The organism is Flagellimonas sp. MMG031, assembly GCF_040112705.1.
Taxonomy (GTDB): domain Bacteria; phylum Bacteroidota; class Bacteroidia; order Flavobacteriales; family Flavobacteriaceae; genus Flagellimonas.
On record NZ_CP157804.1, the window covers coordinates 3,661,888 to 3,678,127 of the forward strand.

The following is a 16,240-nucleotide window of genomic DNA, read 5'->3' on the forward strand; positions in this document are numbered from 1 at the left end:
CCAGATTCTTTTCTTTCTCCGTTTTTCCCGAACCGTCGTTCGGGACATGTGATTCCCACCTATAGTGGAAAAGGTATTATCAGACTTTGATCTCAACCTCCACACCACTGGGAAGCTCAAGCTTCATAAGGGCGTCGATGGTTTTTGATGAAGAGCTGTAAATGTCCAACAACCTCTTGTAAGAGCTCAATTGGAACTGCTCCCTAGCCTTTTTGTTCACGTGGGGTGAACGCAAAACCGTAAATATCTTCTTTCGGGTTGGCAACGGAATCGGTCCAGTTACCACAGCACCCGTAGTCTTTACTGTTTTTACGATCTTTTCAGCAGATTTGTCCACCAAATTGTGATCGTAAGATTTCAATTTTATTCTAATTTTTTGACTCATCTTGCTGAAAAATTAAGCGGTTACTCCTTTAGCTGATTTGATTACTTCCTCTGCAATGTTGGTAGGTGTTTCTGCATAGTGCGAAAACTCCATGGTTGATGTAGCTCTACCTGAAGACAATGTCCTCAAGGAGGTTACGTATCCAAACATTTCAGAAAGTGGTACTTCAGCTTTAACAACTTTAGCCCCTGCCCTGTCGGACATACTGTTTACCTGACCTCTTCTTCGGTTCAAGTCACCAACAATGTCACCCATGTTTTCTTCAGGGGTAAGCACTTCCAACTTCATGATAGGCTCCAAAATTACCGCTTTTGCTTTCTTGGCAGCTGCTTTGTAACCAAGCTTGGCTGCAAGCTCAAACGAAAGTTGGTCGGAATCCACCGCGTGGAAGGAACCATCTTTAAGGGTAACTTTCATGGCATCCATTTCGAAGCCGGCCAAAGGACCATTTTTCATAGCCTCCTTGAATCCTTTTTCTACAGATGGAACAAATTCCTTAGGAATGTTACCACCTTTGATTTCGTTCACAAATTCAAGACCAGTCTTACCTTCTTCAGCAGGCTCCAAGGTGAATACGATGTCCGCAAATTTACCTCTACCACCTGTTTGTTTCTTGTAAGTCTCCCTGTGGTCAGCAGAAGCCGTAATAGCTTCTTTGTACTCTACCTGAGGTTGACCTTGGTTTACCTCTACCTTGAACTCACGTTTCAAACGATCACAGATAATATCCAAGTGCAACTCACCCATACCGGAAATGATTGTCTGACCGGAAGCTTCATCTGTTTTTACTTGGAAAGTCGGATCTTCTTCGGCCAATTTAGCCAAAGCCATACCTAACTTATCAACATCAGCCTTTGTTTTTGGCTCAACCGCAATACCGATTACTGGATCGGGGAACTGCATACTTTCCAAAACAATTGGATGCTTTTCGTCCGATAGGGTATCCCCAGTCTTGATATCCTTAAATCCAACAGCAGCACCAATATCTCCAGCTTCGATAAAATCGATGGCATTTTGCTTATTGGAGTGCATTTGATAGATACGTGAAATACGCTCTTTGTTACCTGAACGGTTGTTCAAAATGTAGGAACCAGCGTCCAAACGACCTGAGTAAGCTCTAAAGAATGCCAAACGCCCTACGAAAGGATCAGTAGCAATCTTAAATGCCAAAGCGGAAAATGGTTCTTTAGGATCTGGTTTTCTTCTTTCTTCTTTTTCAGTATCAGGGTTCACACCGATGATATCATCCTTATCCAATGGAGAAGGAAGGTATCTACATACAGCGTCCAACAAGAACTGAACTCCTTTATTTTTAAAGGAAGAACCACAAACCATAGGGATGATGGCCCTGTCCATTACAGCAGCACGTAGTGCGGCATGCACTTCTTCTTCAGTGATGGAATCTTCGTCCTCGAAGAATTTCTCCATCAATTGCTCGTCATATTCCGCAACAGCCTCGATCAAAGCAGCTCTATACTCCCTAACCTCGTCCTGCATTTCTGCTGGAATATCCACAACATCGAATGTAGAACCGAAGTTATCCTCGTGCCAAACAACAGCTCTGTTCTTGGCCAAATCCACAATACCTTTAAAATCTGCTTCGTCACCAATTGGCAATACGATTGGCACCGCATTGGAACCCAACATTTCACGAACCTGCTTACAAACAGCCAAGAAGTTGGCTCCTTGACGGTCCATTTTGTTCACGAAACCGATACGTGGTACTTTATAATTATCGGCCAATCTCCAGTTGGTCTCGGATTGTGGCTCAACACCGTCAACAGCACTGAACAAGAACACCAATCCGTCCAACACACGAAGGGAACGGTTTACCTCAACCGTAAAGTCAACGTGCCCGGGAGTATCGATAATATTAAAGTGATAATCTTTTGTATCAGGCAAAGGCTGCGCATTCTCCATGGGGAACTTCCAAGTACAGGTGGTAGCAGCAGAAGTAATGGTAATACCACGCTCTTGCTCTTGCTCCATCCAGTCCATGGTCGCTGCACCATCGTGCACCTCCCCGATCTTATGACTCACACCTGTATAGAAAAGAATACGCTCAGTAGTAGTAGTCTTTCCAGCATCAATGTGAGCTGCAATACCTATATTCCTTGTATATTTTAAATCTCTTCCCATTGTATTGTTTAGAATCTAAAGTGTGAGAATGCTTTATTGGCCTCGGCCATTTTGTGTGTATCCACTCTTTTCTTCACAGCTGCACCTTCTTCTTTGGCGGCCGCCAAAATTTCAGCTGCCAATTTCTGCGCCATGGATTTTTCGTTACGCTTTCTGGAGTAACTGATCAACCACTTCATGGCAGTAGAAATTTTTCTATCCGGACGAATTTGCATCGGGATTTGGAAGGTAGCACCACCCACTCTTCTACTTCGCACCTCTACGTGTGGCATTACATTGGAAAGTGCATCTTTCCAAAGCTCCAATCCGGATTTTTCTTCGTCAGTATTTTTTTCGTCTACGATATCAATTGCATCGTAGAAAATCTTGAACGCAATAGATTTTTTACCGTCCCACATCATCATGTTCACAAAACGTGTCACAAGTTGATCGTTAAATTTTGGGTCTGGTAATAAAGGTCTCTTTTTTGCCTGCTTTTTTCTCATCGCTTCTTCTTAAAAATGATTAATTTTTAGGACGCTTTGCACCATACTTAGATCGTCGTTGCGTTCTTCCCGCAACACCTGCGGTATCCAATGCACCGCGAACGATATGATATCGCACACCAGGCAAATCCTTTACTCTTCCGCCTCTAACCAATACTATCGAGTGCTCTTGGAGGTTGTGACCTTCACCAGGGATATATGCGTTCACCTCTTTACCATTGGTCAACCTTACCCTTGCAACTTTACGCATTGCAGAGTTCGGTTTCTTTGGCGTAGTAGTGTAAACACGCGTACAAACCCCTCTTCGTTGAGGACACGAATCCAAAGCAGCCGATTTACTCTTCTTGGTAATTGTGGCCCTTCCTTTTCGTACTAATTGTGAAATTGTTGGCATTAAATTTCTTTTAAAAAACTAAATAACCCTCATTTTGAGGGCTGCAAATGTAGTGATATTTCCCAATAATTCAAATCCGTAGCCATTAAATTTCAACATCCCGTAAAAAAACTTGGCAACCCATGGAACCAAGGTCAATTGGACGGAGTATTTAAAAGTGAAAAACTGCCTCGCACATTGATTGTCGTTACGACCAATTCTTCATCTAAGCTCAAATTTTCAAGTATATATATTAAGGTATGATCTCAACAGGGTTTCATCGAACAATAAGACACCTTAACATTACTCTAACAGCTAAGGCCTTCAACACGCATTATAATCCAAAACCGTCCAAATTAATGTAAGAAAAATCAACACCCCTGGCAAAGGACTGGCTTATACGTTCAAATTTCATTTAAAACAATTCTACCCCCTTTAAATTATATAGTTGTTAATGAATATTACAGTTTTTGCGGTTATTTCATTTAAGGGTGGCTTCTTAAAGATTTTATAAAATTAGTTTGGATTATTAACATGAAATTATGATTTTAGCAACTAGCTAATTCAAATAATTTAACAATGAGAACAAAACTTAATGGATTGTTAACGCTATTATTGGCGTTTGTTGTGCATATATCCTATGCACAAGACAAGACGATTACAGGTACGGTTACGGACGCCGATGGGCTGCCGCTTCCTGGGGTCAACATTGTCGTTGAAGGGACCAGCACTGGTACCCAAACTGATTTTGATGGTAACTATGCCATCAGCGCAAGGGAAGGACAGACGTTACTCTTTACCTATATCGGGCAGAGACCTGCCTCGAGACCTGTAGGTTCCGGGAACGTAATCAATGTCCAAATGGTGGAAGACACCCAAGCCCTAGAAGAGGTGGTTGTTACTGCCCAAGGTATCAAACGGGAGAAAAAGGCACTGGGTTATTCGGTGACCTCCGTAGGTGCCGACCAGATAGAGAACCGCTCCGAGGGTGATGTTGCCAGGGTTCTTAACGGTAAGGCCGCAGGTGTACAGATTACCTCTGGAGGTGGTACATCCGGTTCTGGTACCAACGTTACCATTAGGGGTTTTAGTTCCTTTAGTGGAAGTAACCAAGCGCTCTTCATTGTTGACGGTGTACCTTTTAGTAACGACACCAACTCTCCTGGAAACTTTTTGGACGGTAACCCCGCTCCTTCCCGTTTCTTGGATCTCGACCCTAACAACATCGCCAATGTGGAAGTGTTGAAAGGTCTTGCTGCTACCACATTGTATGGTACGTTGGGACGAAACGGTGTGATCTTGATCACTACCAAGGCAGGTGCCGGTCAAGTAGGTCCAAAGAAGACCGAAATTACCGTAAGCCAATCCATGTTTACCAACGAATTTGCGTCATTACCTGATTACCAACAAAAATTTGGTAACGGTTTTGACCAATCCTTCGGATGGTTCTTCAGTAACTGGGGACCTAGTTTCGAGCGTGATGGCGTTTCCGGTTGGGGCAACCAAGCGGCCATCGATGACCAGGGTACATTGTTGCACCCTTACGCGTCTTCAGCTTTCTTGAACCCTGATGGACCCAATACAGGTACAAGTGCCTTGGCGCAGCAATTCGCTAATCAAAGGTATGATTGGAGACCATATAACTCTGTGGAAGAGTTTATGGCTCCAGGTAGAACTTTGAACACTTCCGTGAACATTGCAGGAGCTTCAGAGGATGGCAATACAACGTTCAATGCCAACATCGGTTATTTGGACGAAGAAGGGTTTACACCTGGCAACTCCCTAAATCGTTTCAATTTCTCCGTTGGGGGACAGTCCAAGCTTTCCAACAAGTTTAGTGTTCAGGCTACCGCCAACTATGCAAGAAGTGACGTAAAAACGCCACCGATCGCTGCGAGTAGGGGTAACGGTTCCTTGGGACTTTCCGTATTCGGTAACGTATTGTTCACACCTTTGAGTGTGGATCTTATGGGATTGCCCTTTGAGCAGCCCGAAGATGGTTCCAGTATCTACTATCGTAACGGTAATGATATCATCAACCCAAGGTGGACGGCCAAGAACGTTACCTATAACAACTTGACCAACAGGTTCAACTTCAATGCTTCATTGAACTACGAGATCAACGAGAACCTAGGGTTGACCTGGAGAACCGGTCTTGACTACTACAACGAGAGGAACGTAAACTCCTCCAACCGAGGTGGGGTTGAATTTACCCAAGCGATATTCGGATTCTTGAACACGTACGACAACAACAATACGATTTGGGACCACTATGTGGCTCTTAACGGTAACTACGACCTTTCCGAAAAGATCGGTATGACCTTTATCGCCGGTGCCAACGCCCGTTCCGATTTCTTCGATCAGCAAGGTGTTGCCAGTACGGGACAAATCGTGTACGGAATCAAGAGACATTTCAACTACGAAAACCAATTGCCTATTCAGTTCTCACAAAAGAGAAACATTGTGGGACTTTTGGGTCAGGTTTCATTTGATTACGATAACATGCTGTTCTTGAACTTGAACACTAGGACTGACTGGGTATCCAACTTGGCAACCGAAAACAGAAGCTTGACCTATCCAGGTGTGAGTGTATCCTTCTTGCCAACTGCTGCGTTTAGTGGACTACAGTCCGAAAACGGTCTGAACTACTTGAAGTTGAGAGCGGGTTACGCGACTTCCGCGAACTTCCCAACAGGCTACCCAACAGTGAGCGTGGTAGAGCAGAACACACAAGTGTATGGCGAAGGCGGCGAGATCACCAACAACCAAGTGGACAACTTTAGGGCGAACCCTGACCTAAAACCAGAGCTTTTGAAAGAGTTCGAGGTAGGTTTGGAATCACGTTTCTGGCAGAACAGAGTTTCTTTTGATTTCACTTACTATGACAGAAGGACGGATGATTTGATCGTTAGCCAACCGCTTCCACCATCCACAGGATTTACCTTGACCCAGTCCAACATTGGACAGATCAGTAACAAAGGTATCGAGGCCGATTTGGGCATAGATATCTTTAGAGGTGGTCAGGATGGCTTCAACTGGAATACAAGGGTGAACTTCTTTGCCAACGAGGAAGTCGTTGAGGAGCAGGAAGAGGATATCATCTTTTACGCTGGTAGTACCGCACTGTTCGTAGGTGCAAACGCTGCCATTGAAGGAGAGTCCTTGGGTACCATTGTGGGTACTGCAGTAGCTCGTGACGAGAATGGCAACTTCTTGGTCAACAACGGAGGTAACTACGTGATTACAGAGCAGGACAACGATGGCAATGTGCCGATTATCGGGGATGCTATTCCCGATTACACCATGAACTTCTTCAACAACCTTTCCTACAAGAACTGGAGCCTCGGTTTCCAGATCCAGCACGTGAAAGGTGGGGACATCATGTCGAGCACCATCGCCACCCTATTGGGCCGTGGTTTGATTACGGAGACCCAGAACAGGGAGAACACCTACGTATTGCCAGGTGTAAGCCAGTCGACAGGAGAACCTAACAACCTGCAGATCAACAACTCTACGTATTACTTCAGTAACCTGTTGTTTGGTCCTGCTGAATTAAAGATCTATGATGCATCCGTAATCCGTTTGCAGGAAGTGTCATTGTCCTACTCCTTCCCTAAGAAGTTCTTGGACAAAACACCTTTTGGCGCGTTGACACTAACAGCACAGGGATTCAATTTATGGTATGATGCCTACAACACTCCTGACGGAGCGAACTTGATCCCAACGTTGCCGGTATCGGTATCGGAAACGGTCGTGGTTTTGACTTCATGAACGGACCATCGCAACGTAGGTATGGATTCAGTGTAAGGGCATCGTTCTAATAAAAATTGTTAATGATATAGCATTATGAAAAATTATTTAAAACATATTTCAATGGTTTTGTTCGCGGGCCTCACATTCACCGCCTGCGAGACGACCGATCTGGACTTAAGAGTAAGTCCAAACGATCTGGCTGCCGATCAGGCAGATCCCAACCTCTTGTTGAACTCCATACAGTTGGCCTATGCCTCCAATATGGATGTAATGAGCGATTTGGGAGCGGAACTGACCCGTATCGACTATATGTTCGGTAGGGATTATTTCAACAACTATCCCGGGGACACCTTTAACGCGGTGTGGTCCAGAACCTACAGTAGTGGGACTAATGATCCTGGTACCGGTGTACAAGTGGGCATGTTTACCAACATCAATACCCTAGAGGCTATCGATGCGGAAAGTGATACCGATTACTCTTTTCATTTAGGAGTATCAAAAACGCTACAGGCACACATGTTGATGTTGTTGGTAGATTATCTCGGTGAAACTGCGCTTAGCCAAGCTTCAAATCCGGATGAGTTCCCTGCACCGACCTTGGATGACGGTGCTACTGTGTATGCAGAAGCGCTTTCACTATTGAACGAGGCACAAGGTCTCTTGTCAGGAGGTCCATTGACCTTGGGTGCGACCGATTTCTTTTACGGAGGTGATACTTCCAAGTGGTTGAAATTGGTAAATACTCTAAGATTAAAAGCTTATGTGACCACTGGCGACACGGCCAACTTCAACACGGTAATCGCAGGCGGCAATTTCATCTCCTCCGCAGATGACGATTTTGAGTTCCAATATGGGAGCAGTGAATTGCAACCGGACACACGTCACCCTGACTATGCTGCGGATTACACGCCATCCGGTGCGAACATCTATCAGTCCAACTGGTTGATGGAGCTCATGTTGAACAATGACGACCCACGGATCCGTTATTATTTCTATAGACAGACCGATGCCACACCGGGTGCTGATGCTCCCGCCAACGAAGAGACCTTGGCTTGTTCTTTGGCAGTTCCGCCTCAGCACTACCAAGATGGTGGTTTCACCTATTGTAGTGTTCCAAATGGATACTGGGGAAGATCACATGGTAACGATGAGGGTACTCCTCCGGACAACTTCTTTAGGACTGCCGTTGGTGTTTATCCAGCCGCTGGTAGGTTTGATGACAGTAGCTTCGGCACTGTTGGTCTTGGAAGAGGAGGTGCCGGTGCCGGTATAGAGCCCATCATCCTTTCCTCTTACGTTGATTTCTGGAGAGCTGATATGGCAGCGAACGATGCCACTAGGGCCCAGTTCTTAAGAAGTGGTCTGGAAAAATCCATTGCCAAGGTACAGTCCTTCGGGTCTTTGGATGCCAATGCGGACCTTTCCGTTGCACCGACCGAAGCTGAAGTGGATGCCTATATCGATGGTATTGTTGCCGATTTCAATGCAGCAACTGGTGATGACAAGGAGAACATCTTTGCCGAGCAGTACTTTGTTACTTTGTACGGTGGAGCTACGGAGGCCTATAACTATTACAGGAAAACAGGCTACCCCACTACCGTTCTACCTAACTGGGAGTTGGACCCGGGAGCTTTCCCAAGAAGCTTCCTTTATCCTCAGAACGAGGTGGTGACCAACCCTTCGCTGACACAGAAACAAACGCTGACACAGCAGGTTTTCTGGGATACGAACCCAGCAAGTCCAACATTCCCACCTGCTAACTAAAAAAATTAAAACAGACAATATGAAAAATTGGTTTAAATATATAACTATACTATTCGCAGGAGCCGGATTATTGGCAACATCTTGCGAGGATAGTGATCAGCCCGTCGACCAAGTGGTCGCAGGAACAGAAAGAGGTGCTGTACTGAGAACAGCAAACCTAATTTCAAATGAACTTCCTATCGGAGACGCTTCCGCTGGTTTTTCTGTAGAACTTGAAATACAAGATCAGGAAAATGGTGCGTTAGTTGACCAAGTGGAAGTTTATGTCGGATTCAGGGACAACACAGAATCAATTGGCCCAGGAACGGATGTAGATGAAGCTTTGTATGGAACGGTAGCCTCTTCGGAATTTACCAACGGACCCTTTGGTTTGCCCAGATTCAGCTATTCCATTGCGTTATCTGATATGCTAGCATTCGTAAATAGAACCGATGCAGACATTACTGGTGGCGATCAGTTCACCGTAAGATTTGAACTTGTGCTTTCAGATGGCAGAAGATATTCGTTTGCAGACAATACAGGTACGTTAACAGGTTCGTTCTTTAGTTCACCCTTCCTGTATACTCCAACTGTTATCTGTCCCGTTGCAGCAGACCTTTTCGTAGGCGAATACAATCTGACTGTAACACCTGATAGTCCTATTGGTGGAACTCCTGTATGGAATGACCAGGTAGTAACTCTATCAGTAGGGTCAACAAGTACTCAAAGGGTCTTTGAGGCTACCTACTTGGAAGGTTTGGCTATAGGCAATGGCCCAGAGTCATTCACTTTTGAGATGATTTGTGGAGAAACCATAGCTTTGGCTGGACAAGGAACAGGTCTATCCTGTTCAGGTGTCAACATTACATTGGGACCAATTGGTGATGATGTTGACAGTGGCACCTATGACATCGCGGATGATTCTAGCTTTACAGTAGTCTTTATTGAAAATGAAGGTAGCGCATGTGGCGGTGGACCAGCTGTAATGACTGCCACTTTGACCAAGATTTAACATTAAATTCATTTTCAAAAAATATTTTGGAAAGAATAATAAGTTTACAAACCCCTATGCTGTGCATAGGGGTTTATTTTTAAAATAAAACTAACTTTTTGTTCATTTTTTAGCCAGATGTTATTCTGGTAAACATACCTTGGGTATAGCACAAAATTTATAATCTACTTAACATAGTTTTGCTTCGTTTTCCTTATTTTGACAAGACAAACAAAAAATATACGCATGAAATCAATTAAGGCACTAACACTTTCAATATCATTGATAACCAGCTCTTTAGCTGTAGCGCAATTTGCCGGTCAATCCCCCGTGGTTGCTGGAAAAGGAGGTCCTGGAGGAGCCAGTACGGCTGCCATAGGGTACATTACTGGTTCTATGATGGACGAAAAGAATACCAAATTGAACGTGGATGATTTCCAAGGTTCTCCTTATACCTCGGATACATTTCAACCCACCACGTTATTTGACAAGGGCAAGGAAGTTGGCCAATTTTACTATCGCTACAATGCTTACAACGGTGAAATTGAGATAAAGTCTTCCATTACTGATACCGGAGTTGGCAGTTTGAGCAGGGACAAATCCTTGGCCGTCTTGGAAGATGGTAAAAAACTTAGCTTCAAAACATTCATCGACAAGAATAAAAATACGATGAACGGCTATTTGTTGGAGCTCATCGATGGTGAAAAGTACAACTTGTACGAAAGAACCAAAGTGAAATATACGGAAGGAGCTCCAGCGGCGAATTCCTTTGTAATGGCTACGCCAAATAAATTTTCACAGTTCACCGAATACTATATCGAAAAAGAAGGAGGCAACAGAATAGATGAAATAGAAACTTCCAACAGAAAGATTTTAAAGGTCCTTGATGGTGAAGACAAGGAAAAAATCAAGGCTTATTTGAAAGAAAACAAAATCAAAGTCCGCTCCATTGAGGATTTGACCAAGATAATCGAAGTTTTAAATTCGTAACAAACACCCAAATAACGAAAAACCCGCTACCTTTGGTCAGTGGGTTTTTTATTTTTATGCAATTGGAAAGAACAGAAACAATTTATGGCATTCGTGCCGTGTTGGAAGCGATAGAGGCCAACCAATCCATCAATAAAATCTTTGTACAAAAAGGTTTAAAGGGCGAACTCTTCAAGGAGCTCGAATCCACAGTACGAAAAAATGGTTTGAGCCTATCTTATGTACCTGTAGAAAAGTTGAACCGCCTTACCCGTAATCATAATCACCAAGGAGTGGTGGCGCAAATATCGCCAGTACAGTTTTACGATTTCGAGGCGTTGGTGGAACAAGTGCTTTCCAAAGAAAAGTTACCTTTCTTTCTGCTGTTGGATCAAGTTTCCGATGTACGTAATTTTGGTGCCATTATCCGAACCGCCGAGTGTTGTGGCGTGCATGGCATCATTATCCCTAAAAACGGAGCCGCGCCGATAACGGACGATACCGTCAAAACTTCGGCTGGAGCTGCCTTTAACGTACCCATTGCCAAAGTGGACCATTTAAAGGATGCCGTTTTCTATTTACAGTCCTCGGGCATTGTGGTAACCGGCGCCACGGAAAAGGCAGCGGACCATATTTACGGTGTGGACTTTAACCAACCTACAGCCATTATTATGGGCTCAGAAGACAAAGGCATCTCCCCTTCTACCCTACAGATCATCGACCACCAAGCAAAACTCCCCCTCATGGGCAAAATAGGCTCCTTGAACGTGTCTGTGGCCTGTGGTGTGTTTCTTTACGAAGTGGTTCGACAAAGACGTTCATAGAACTCGACCTCAATTAATTCAATCCTATCACTTGACCTTTTTACAAGTATATTTCTAGGTTCTTTAGATTTTTAAGCCAAGTAAGGCTTCAATGAATCCGATTCATTATAAAAATGTTACAAATCCTCCTTTACCATTTTTTTAATAACTCTAATGGTAGATTATCAAGTCCTGAAGAAAAATCAATATTTATACGTATCTAACATCTTTCTAAAATCTTAGCATAGCTTTTTTGGCTTTAAAGTAAATTTTACGTTTATTTAACATAAAATTATGTTAATTATGTTGAGACGGATAATACCCATTCTTTTGAGTCTATTTATAATAAGTTGTGATAATCAAGAGAAAAACAGTAGTGCGTCCCGCTCGAGTAATTCTGTAGAAAAGAATAGTCCAGTATTTAGAAAAGTTGAACCCAGAAATAGCCATATTACCTTTGCCAACACCATAACCCACGACGTTGGCAGCCTTAACAACCTATTCGATTACGATTATTTTTACAACGGGGCAGGAGTTGGTATGGAGGACCTTAACAACGATGGCTTTTTGGACGTCTTTTTCTGCGGAAATCAAGTAAACAATTCACTCTATTTTAACAAAGGTGACCTCACATTTGAGGATGTTTCGGACACGGCCCAAATTAACAATGGCAAAATATGGTCCAACGGTGTCACTTTTGCCGATATCAATAACGATGGTTGGATGGACATCTATATCTCACAAGGAGGACCCAACACACGGGACAAGCGAAAAAATTTGTTGTTTATTAACAATCAAGATGGAACCTTTGAGGAAAAAGCCGAGCAATACGGACTTGCCGACATGGGCATCAGTACCCAATCTGTCTTTTTTGATATGGATAAAGACGGTGACCTGGATTGCTTGGTAATGAATGAGAATGAACTCTATGGCATGGACCCCATTAGCTTCAACCAATATGTTAACTCCGATGAGGAAACTGCCTATTTTAATTCCTCCCATTTGTACCGAAATGATGACGGTACTTTTACCGACATTACCAAATCTGCAGGACTTGCAAAACCCATATTTGGATTAGGCCTTGCCGTTGCCGACATTAACGAAGATGGCTGGATGGACATCTATATGGCAAGTGACTACTATCTACCAGATGCACTTTATATCAATAATCACGACGGAACCTTCACCGATCAAATCAAGGAAGCTACCAATCAAATATCATTTTATGGTATGGGTATGGATATAGCCGATCTGGACAACGATGGACTTCAAGATATTTTTGTGCTAGACATGGCCGCTAACGATCATGTCCGGTCCAAAACATTAATGGCCTCCATGAATACCAAAAGATTTGAATTCTTGGTCAACAAGGCTGGCTATCATTATCAGTATATGTACAACTCCCTTCAAAAAAACATGGGAGACACTAAATTCAGTAATATTTCCCAACTTTCCGGAGTTGCCAATACAGATTGGAGTTGGTCCGTATTAATGAATGATTTTGACCTCGACGGACACAAAGAAATACATGTGACCAATGGATATCGTAGGTATGCACTTGACAACGATTTACAAAGAAAGGTTTTTGAAGCAAAACAACGATATGGACGAAATGTTCCGTTGGAAGTAAAGCAACAGCTTTATGAATCAATGCCTTCTGAAAAATTACCCAACATACTTTACAAGCGGAAATCAAAACTGGTTTACGATAATGTAGCAACCGCTTGGGGGTTAGGAGATTTTTCATTTAGTAATGGTGCTGCTTCCGGGGATTTGGACAATGATGGTGACCTAGATATCATTGTCAATAATATGGATGAAACCGCATTTGTTTATCAAAACCTATCCATAGAGAGTGGACTTGGGAATTACTTAAAAGTAATCACCAATGGAAATTCCTCCGAAGAATTTGCCAAGGTAACGGTAAGCAGTGGCAGCGACTCACAAATGGTAGAAGTAAAACGAGTTCGCGGCTACCGTTCTGCCCAAGAACCTAAAGCATTTTTTGGACTGGCCAACAATACTTCTGTAGATACCGTAACCGTGTATTGGAAATCGGGAAAAATGCAACAAAAATTCAATGTCCCAGCAAACTCTACCATTACTTTTAATGAAAGGGACGCCACCCTTCCTGTTTCAACCAAACAAGAGAACGAGACCTACTTTATTGAACTTGATACCGAAGCATTGGGGCTGAACTTTACCCATAATGAGAATGTATACGACGATTTTGAAACCGAAGTACTACTCCCTTACAAACAATCCAATCAGGGTCCCTTTATCACCAAAGGTGACATTAACGGAGATGGGCTGGAGGACATCCATGTAGGAGGCGCTGCAGGACAGCCTGGACAACTTTATATTCAGTCAAGCAAGGGATTTGTCAATATAAACTCACCCGCACTTCAAAAGGATGCACACCATGAGGATATGGAGTCCATCTTTTTTGATTTTGATGGTGACACCGATTTAGATCTTTTTGTGGTAAGTGGCGGAAATGAATTCGCCGAGTATTCTTCGTATCACACGGATAGAATCTACATAAACGACGGACAGGGGCAATTCTCTAAACTGCAAAGCGAATCACTCTCTGCATTTCCTAAGAATGGAAAGTCCGTGAGCATTATCGACTTCGACAAAGATGGAGACAACGATATTCTAGTTGGAAACCGAGTGGTTCCCAAACAATATCCTATACCACAAGCTTCAGTGCTATTTGAAAATAGAGATGGTGAATTGGTGGATGTCACCCAAGAGGTGGCACCTGAATTCCAAGACTTTGGTATAGTCAATGATATTCAGACCACAGATGTAAATAACGATGGGTGGCCCGATTTCATAGCAGTGGGTGAATGGACCGGCATCGGTGTTTTCGTTAACCAACAAGGCACCTTTTCAAATATGGCAGAAGAAGATGCAATGCTCAGTGAAAAAGGATGGTGGTTCTCCGTAACAGAAACCGATGTCAACAACGATAACCTTCCGGATTATGTAGTAGGAAATGTTGGCCTCAACATCAAGTTTAAAGCATCCAAAGAAAAACCGTTCAAGGTGTATGCTACAGATTTTGATGAAAATGGAACCACCGACATAGTGCTGAGCAAAAAATATAAGGGAACCTACGTACCTGTTCGTGGAAGAGAATGTTCTTCCCAGCAAATGCCGTTTATCAAAGAAAAATTTGAAACATATTCCGAATTTGCCAATGCCAGCCTGGTGGATATTTATGGTGAAAAATTAAGCTCTTCGTATGAAAGCAGTGCAACCGAGCTCCAATCCATAGTGTTAATCAACAAAGGCAATCTTGTTTTTGAAAAACAACGGCTCCCCATTTCAGGTCAAACCATTCCTATTTTGAATTGTGCAGTGGCAGACCTAAATAACGATGGTTACGAGGATATCGTCGCCGTAGGAAACATTTACGAAACAGAGGTGGAAACGCCACGATTGGACGCCCTATCGGGTGTAATCTTACTTTCAAACGGTACCGATGGCTACATCAGCGTACCTCATCAGAATTCAGGGCTTTTTATGGAAGGAAACGTTAAGAGCATCGAGTTGATCACCAATACAAACGATGAGACAATTCTCGTAAACACCACCAACAATGGTCCACTTGCCGTACATAAAACCTCTTGGTACGATAAATAAAAAGTATCGCAATTAAATCGACAAATAATAATCTAGGTAATACTGCACGAGTATAAAGAGTCCTCATGAAGGATTCAACAACAACCAACGTCTCGAAGAAGGTTACAAAAGTCCATCATTCTCCCTAATATTTTAATTTCGAATGTGCGATTAATCCTCATCCGAAGCCTTGTAATGGTATTTGATTTCAATGTTTTGTTCGGTCTCTTCGGGTTTGGTTTCAATAAAATTACCGTGCTCGTCAAAATGTTGTAGAAAAGGGTCGTCGGCTTCATTATAATCATCGTGTTCCCAAGCATATTTGCGCACTTCAGGAACCCTGACCTTGGTCACCAAGGCAAACACGAGCCCAGTCACAAATCCCGACAAATGTCCTTCCCACGAAATGCCATCTTTTACCGGAAAAATATACCAGATCATACTCCCGTAAATAAAGACAACTACTAAGGACAATGCCACGAGCCTATAATTTTTGGCCAAAATGCCCTTAAAAAAAATAAAACTGGCCAAAAGATAGATAACCCCGCTGGCACCGATATGGTAAGATGGACGGGCAATGAACCAAGTGAGCAAACCTGAGAGCAAGGTACCGAATAAAAGCACCCTTAGGGCCGCGCTCTGATAAAAATAAAACAGAAAAGCGGTCAATACCGCCAACGGAATGGTATTGTTATACAGATGTTCGATAGAGCTGTGGATAAACGGACTAAAAAATACCCCTCTAAGACCAGACAGTCTCCTGGGATAAATCCCATAATCGTTCAGGTTGATGCCCATTTGGACCTCGGCCCAGAACACGGCCCAAATAGAGAGAATGGCCACCAGTGGCGCCAGCACTACCGCATTGGAAAATTTAAATGAATCTGAATCCATAACCACCCTAAATCAAACATCCGGCCATATCCTTACACTGTTACAATTTGTCAGGTACCGCCGTAAAATCCTTTA

At 43.2% G+C, this 16,240-nt stretch carries 11 protein-coding genes; 6 read left to right on the forward strand and 5 right to left on the reverse strand.

What is annotated here, in order from left to right; all coding sequences use genetic code 11:
- Positions 1-79 precede the first annotated feature (79 nt).
- From rpsJ to rpsL, 4 genes are read right to left on the reverse strand one after another with little or no spacing between them, the layout of a single operon-like run.
- Positions 80-385, reverse strand: a complete 306-nt coding sequence (gene rpsJ / locus ABNE31_RS16720) for a 30S ribosomal protein S10 (RefSeq protein ID WP_108246808.1) — start codon at positions 383-385, stop codon at positions 80-82.
- 12 nt (positions 386-397) lie between these two features.
- On the reverse strand, positions 398-2,524 hold the full coding sequence (gene fusA / locus ABNE31_RS16725) for an elongation factor G (protein WP_293289879.1): 2,127 nt from the start codon (positions 2,522-2,524) through the stop codon (positions 398-400).
- Between the two features lie 8 nt (positions 2,525-2,532).
- Positions 2,533-3,009: a 30S ribosomal protein S7 gene (rpsG, locus tag ABNE31_RS16730; protein ID WP_293289881.1), complete on the reverse strand. Its 477-nt coding sequence runs from the start codon at positions 3,007-3,009 to the stop codon at positions 2,533-2,535.
- 19 nt (positions 3,010-3,028) lie between these two features.
- Positions 3,029-3,403: a 30S ribosomal protein S12 gene (gene rpsL / locus ABNE31_RS16735; protein ID WP_014032016.1), complete on the reverse strand. Its 375-nt coding sequence runs from the start codon at positions 3,401-3,403 to the stop codon at positions 3,029-3,031.
- Positions 3,404-3,961: 558 nt separating this feature from the next.
- On the opposite strand from rpsL, the gene ABNE31_RS16740 reads away from it, so the two are divergent.
- The 6 genes from ABNE31_RS16740 (at position 3,962) to ABNE31_RS16765 (ending at position 15,292) form a co-directional block, all read left to right on the forward strand.
- Positions 3,962-7,153, forward strand: coding sequence for a SusC/RagA family TonB-linked outer membrane protein (locus ABNE31_RS16740; protein ID WP_349351895.1), 3,192 nt, complete (start codon positions 3,962-3,964; stop codon positions 7,151-7,153).
- A 75-nt stretch (positions 7,154-7,228) separates the two neighbouring features.
- The gene (locus ABNE31_RS16745; RefSeq protein WP_293289799.1) at positions 7,229-8,899 is read left to right on the forward strand and encodes a SusD/RagB family nutrient-binding outer membrane lipoprotein; all 1,671 of its coding nucleotides are present in this window, start codon (positions 7,229-7,231) and stop codon (positions 8,897-8,899) included.
- Between the two features lie 19 nt (positions 8,900-8,918).
- Complete coding sequence (locus ABNE31_RS16750; protein WP_293289797.1) at positions 8,919-9,890, forward strand: hypothetical protein; 972 nt, start codon at positions 8,919-8,921, stop codon at positions 9,888-9,890.
- Positions 9,891-10,115: 225 nt separating this feature from the next.
- Entirely contained in the window at positions 10,116-10,859 is a 744-nt protein-coding gene (locus ABNE31_RS16755; RefSeq protein WP_293289795.1) for a hypothetical protein, read from the forward strand.
- Between the two features lie 56 nt (positions 10,860-10,915).
- The gene (rlmB, locus tag ABNE31_RS16760) at positions 10,916-11,662 is read left to right on the forward strand and encodes a 23S rRNA (guanosine(2251)-2'-O)-methyltransferase RlmB (protein ID WP_293289793.1); all 747 of its coding nucleotides are present in this window, start codon (positions 10,916-10,918) and stop codon (positions 11,660-11,662) included.
- Between the two features lie 282 nt (positions 11,663-11,944).
- The gene (locus ABNE31_RS16765; RefSeq protein ID WP_293289791.1) at positions 11,945-15,292 is read left to right on the forward strand and encodes a VCBS repeat-containing protein; all 3,348 of its coding nucleotides are present in this window, start codon (positions 11,945-11,947) and stop codon (positions 15,290-15,292) included.
- Between the two features lie 150 nt (positions 15,293-15,442).
- Here the strand turns inward: ABNE31_RS16765 and ABNE31_RS16770 are convergent, their stop codons facing one another.
- Positions 15,443-16,165: a rhomboid family intramembrane serine protease gene (locus ABNE31_RS16770; RefSeq protein ID WP_293289789.1), complete on the reverse strand. Its 723-nt coding sequence runs from the start codon at positions 16,163-16,165 to the stop codon at positions 15,443-15,445.
- Positions 16,166-16,240: the final 75 nt, after the last annotated feature.

Bases quoted from the DNA above. Each gene is read 5' to 3' on its own strand.
- ABNE31_RS16765 (WP_293289791.1), top strand. From the start codon at position 11,945: ATGTTGAGACGGATAATACCCATTCTTTTGAGTCTATTTATAATAAGT.
- fusA (WP_293289879.1), bottom strand. From the start codon at position 2,524: ATGGGAAGAGATTTAAAATATACAAGGAATATAGGTATTGCAGCTCAC.
- rpsL (WP_014032016.1), bottom strand. From the start codon at position 3,403: ATGCCAACAATTTCACAATTAGTACGAAAAGGAAGGGCCACAATTACC.
- rpsJ (WP_108246808.1), bottom strand. From the start codon at position 385: ATGAGTCAAAAAATTAGAATAAAATTGAAATCTTACGATCACAATTTG.
- ABNE31_RS16740 (WP_349351895.1), top strand. From the start codon at position 3,962: ATGAGAACAAAACTTAATGGATTGTTAACGCTATTATTGGCGTTTGTT.
- rlmB (WP_293289793.1), top strand. From the start codon at position 10,916: ATGCAATTGGAAAGAACAGAAACAATTTATGGCATTCGTGCCGTGTTG.
- ABNE31_RS16750 (WP_293289797.1), top strand. From the start codon at position 8,919: ATGAAAAATTGGTTTAAATATATAACTATACTATTCGCAGGAGCCGGA.
- ABNE31_RS16755 (WP_293289795.1), top strand. From the start codon at position 10,116: ATGAAATCAATTAAGGCACTAACACTTTCAATATCATTGATAACCAGC.
- ABNE31_RS16745 (WP_293289799.1), top strand. From the start codon at position 7,229: ATGAAAAATTATTTAAAACATATTTCAATGGTTTTGTTCGCGGGCCTC.
- ABNE31_RS16770 (WP_293289789.1), bottom strand. From the start codon at position 16,165: ATGGATTCAGATTCATTTAAATTTTCCAATGCGGTAGTGCTGGCGCCA.
- rpsG (WP_293289881.1), bottom strand. From the start codon at position 3,009: ATGAGAAAAAAGCAGGCAAAAAAGAGACCTTTATTACCAGACCCAAAA.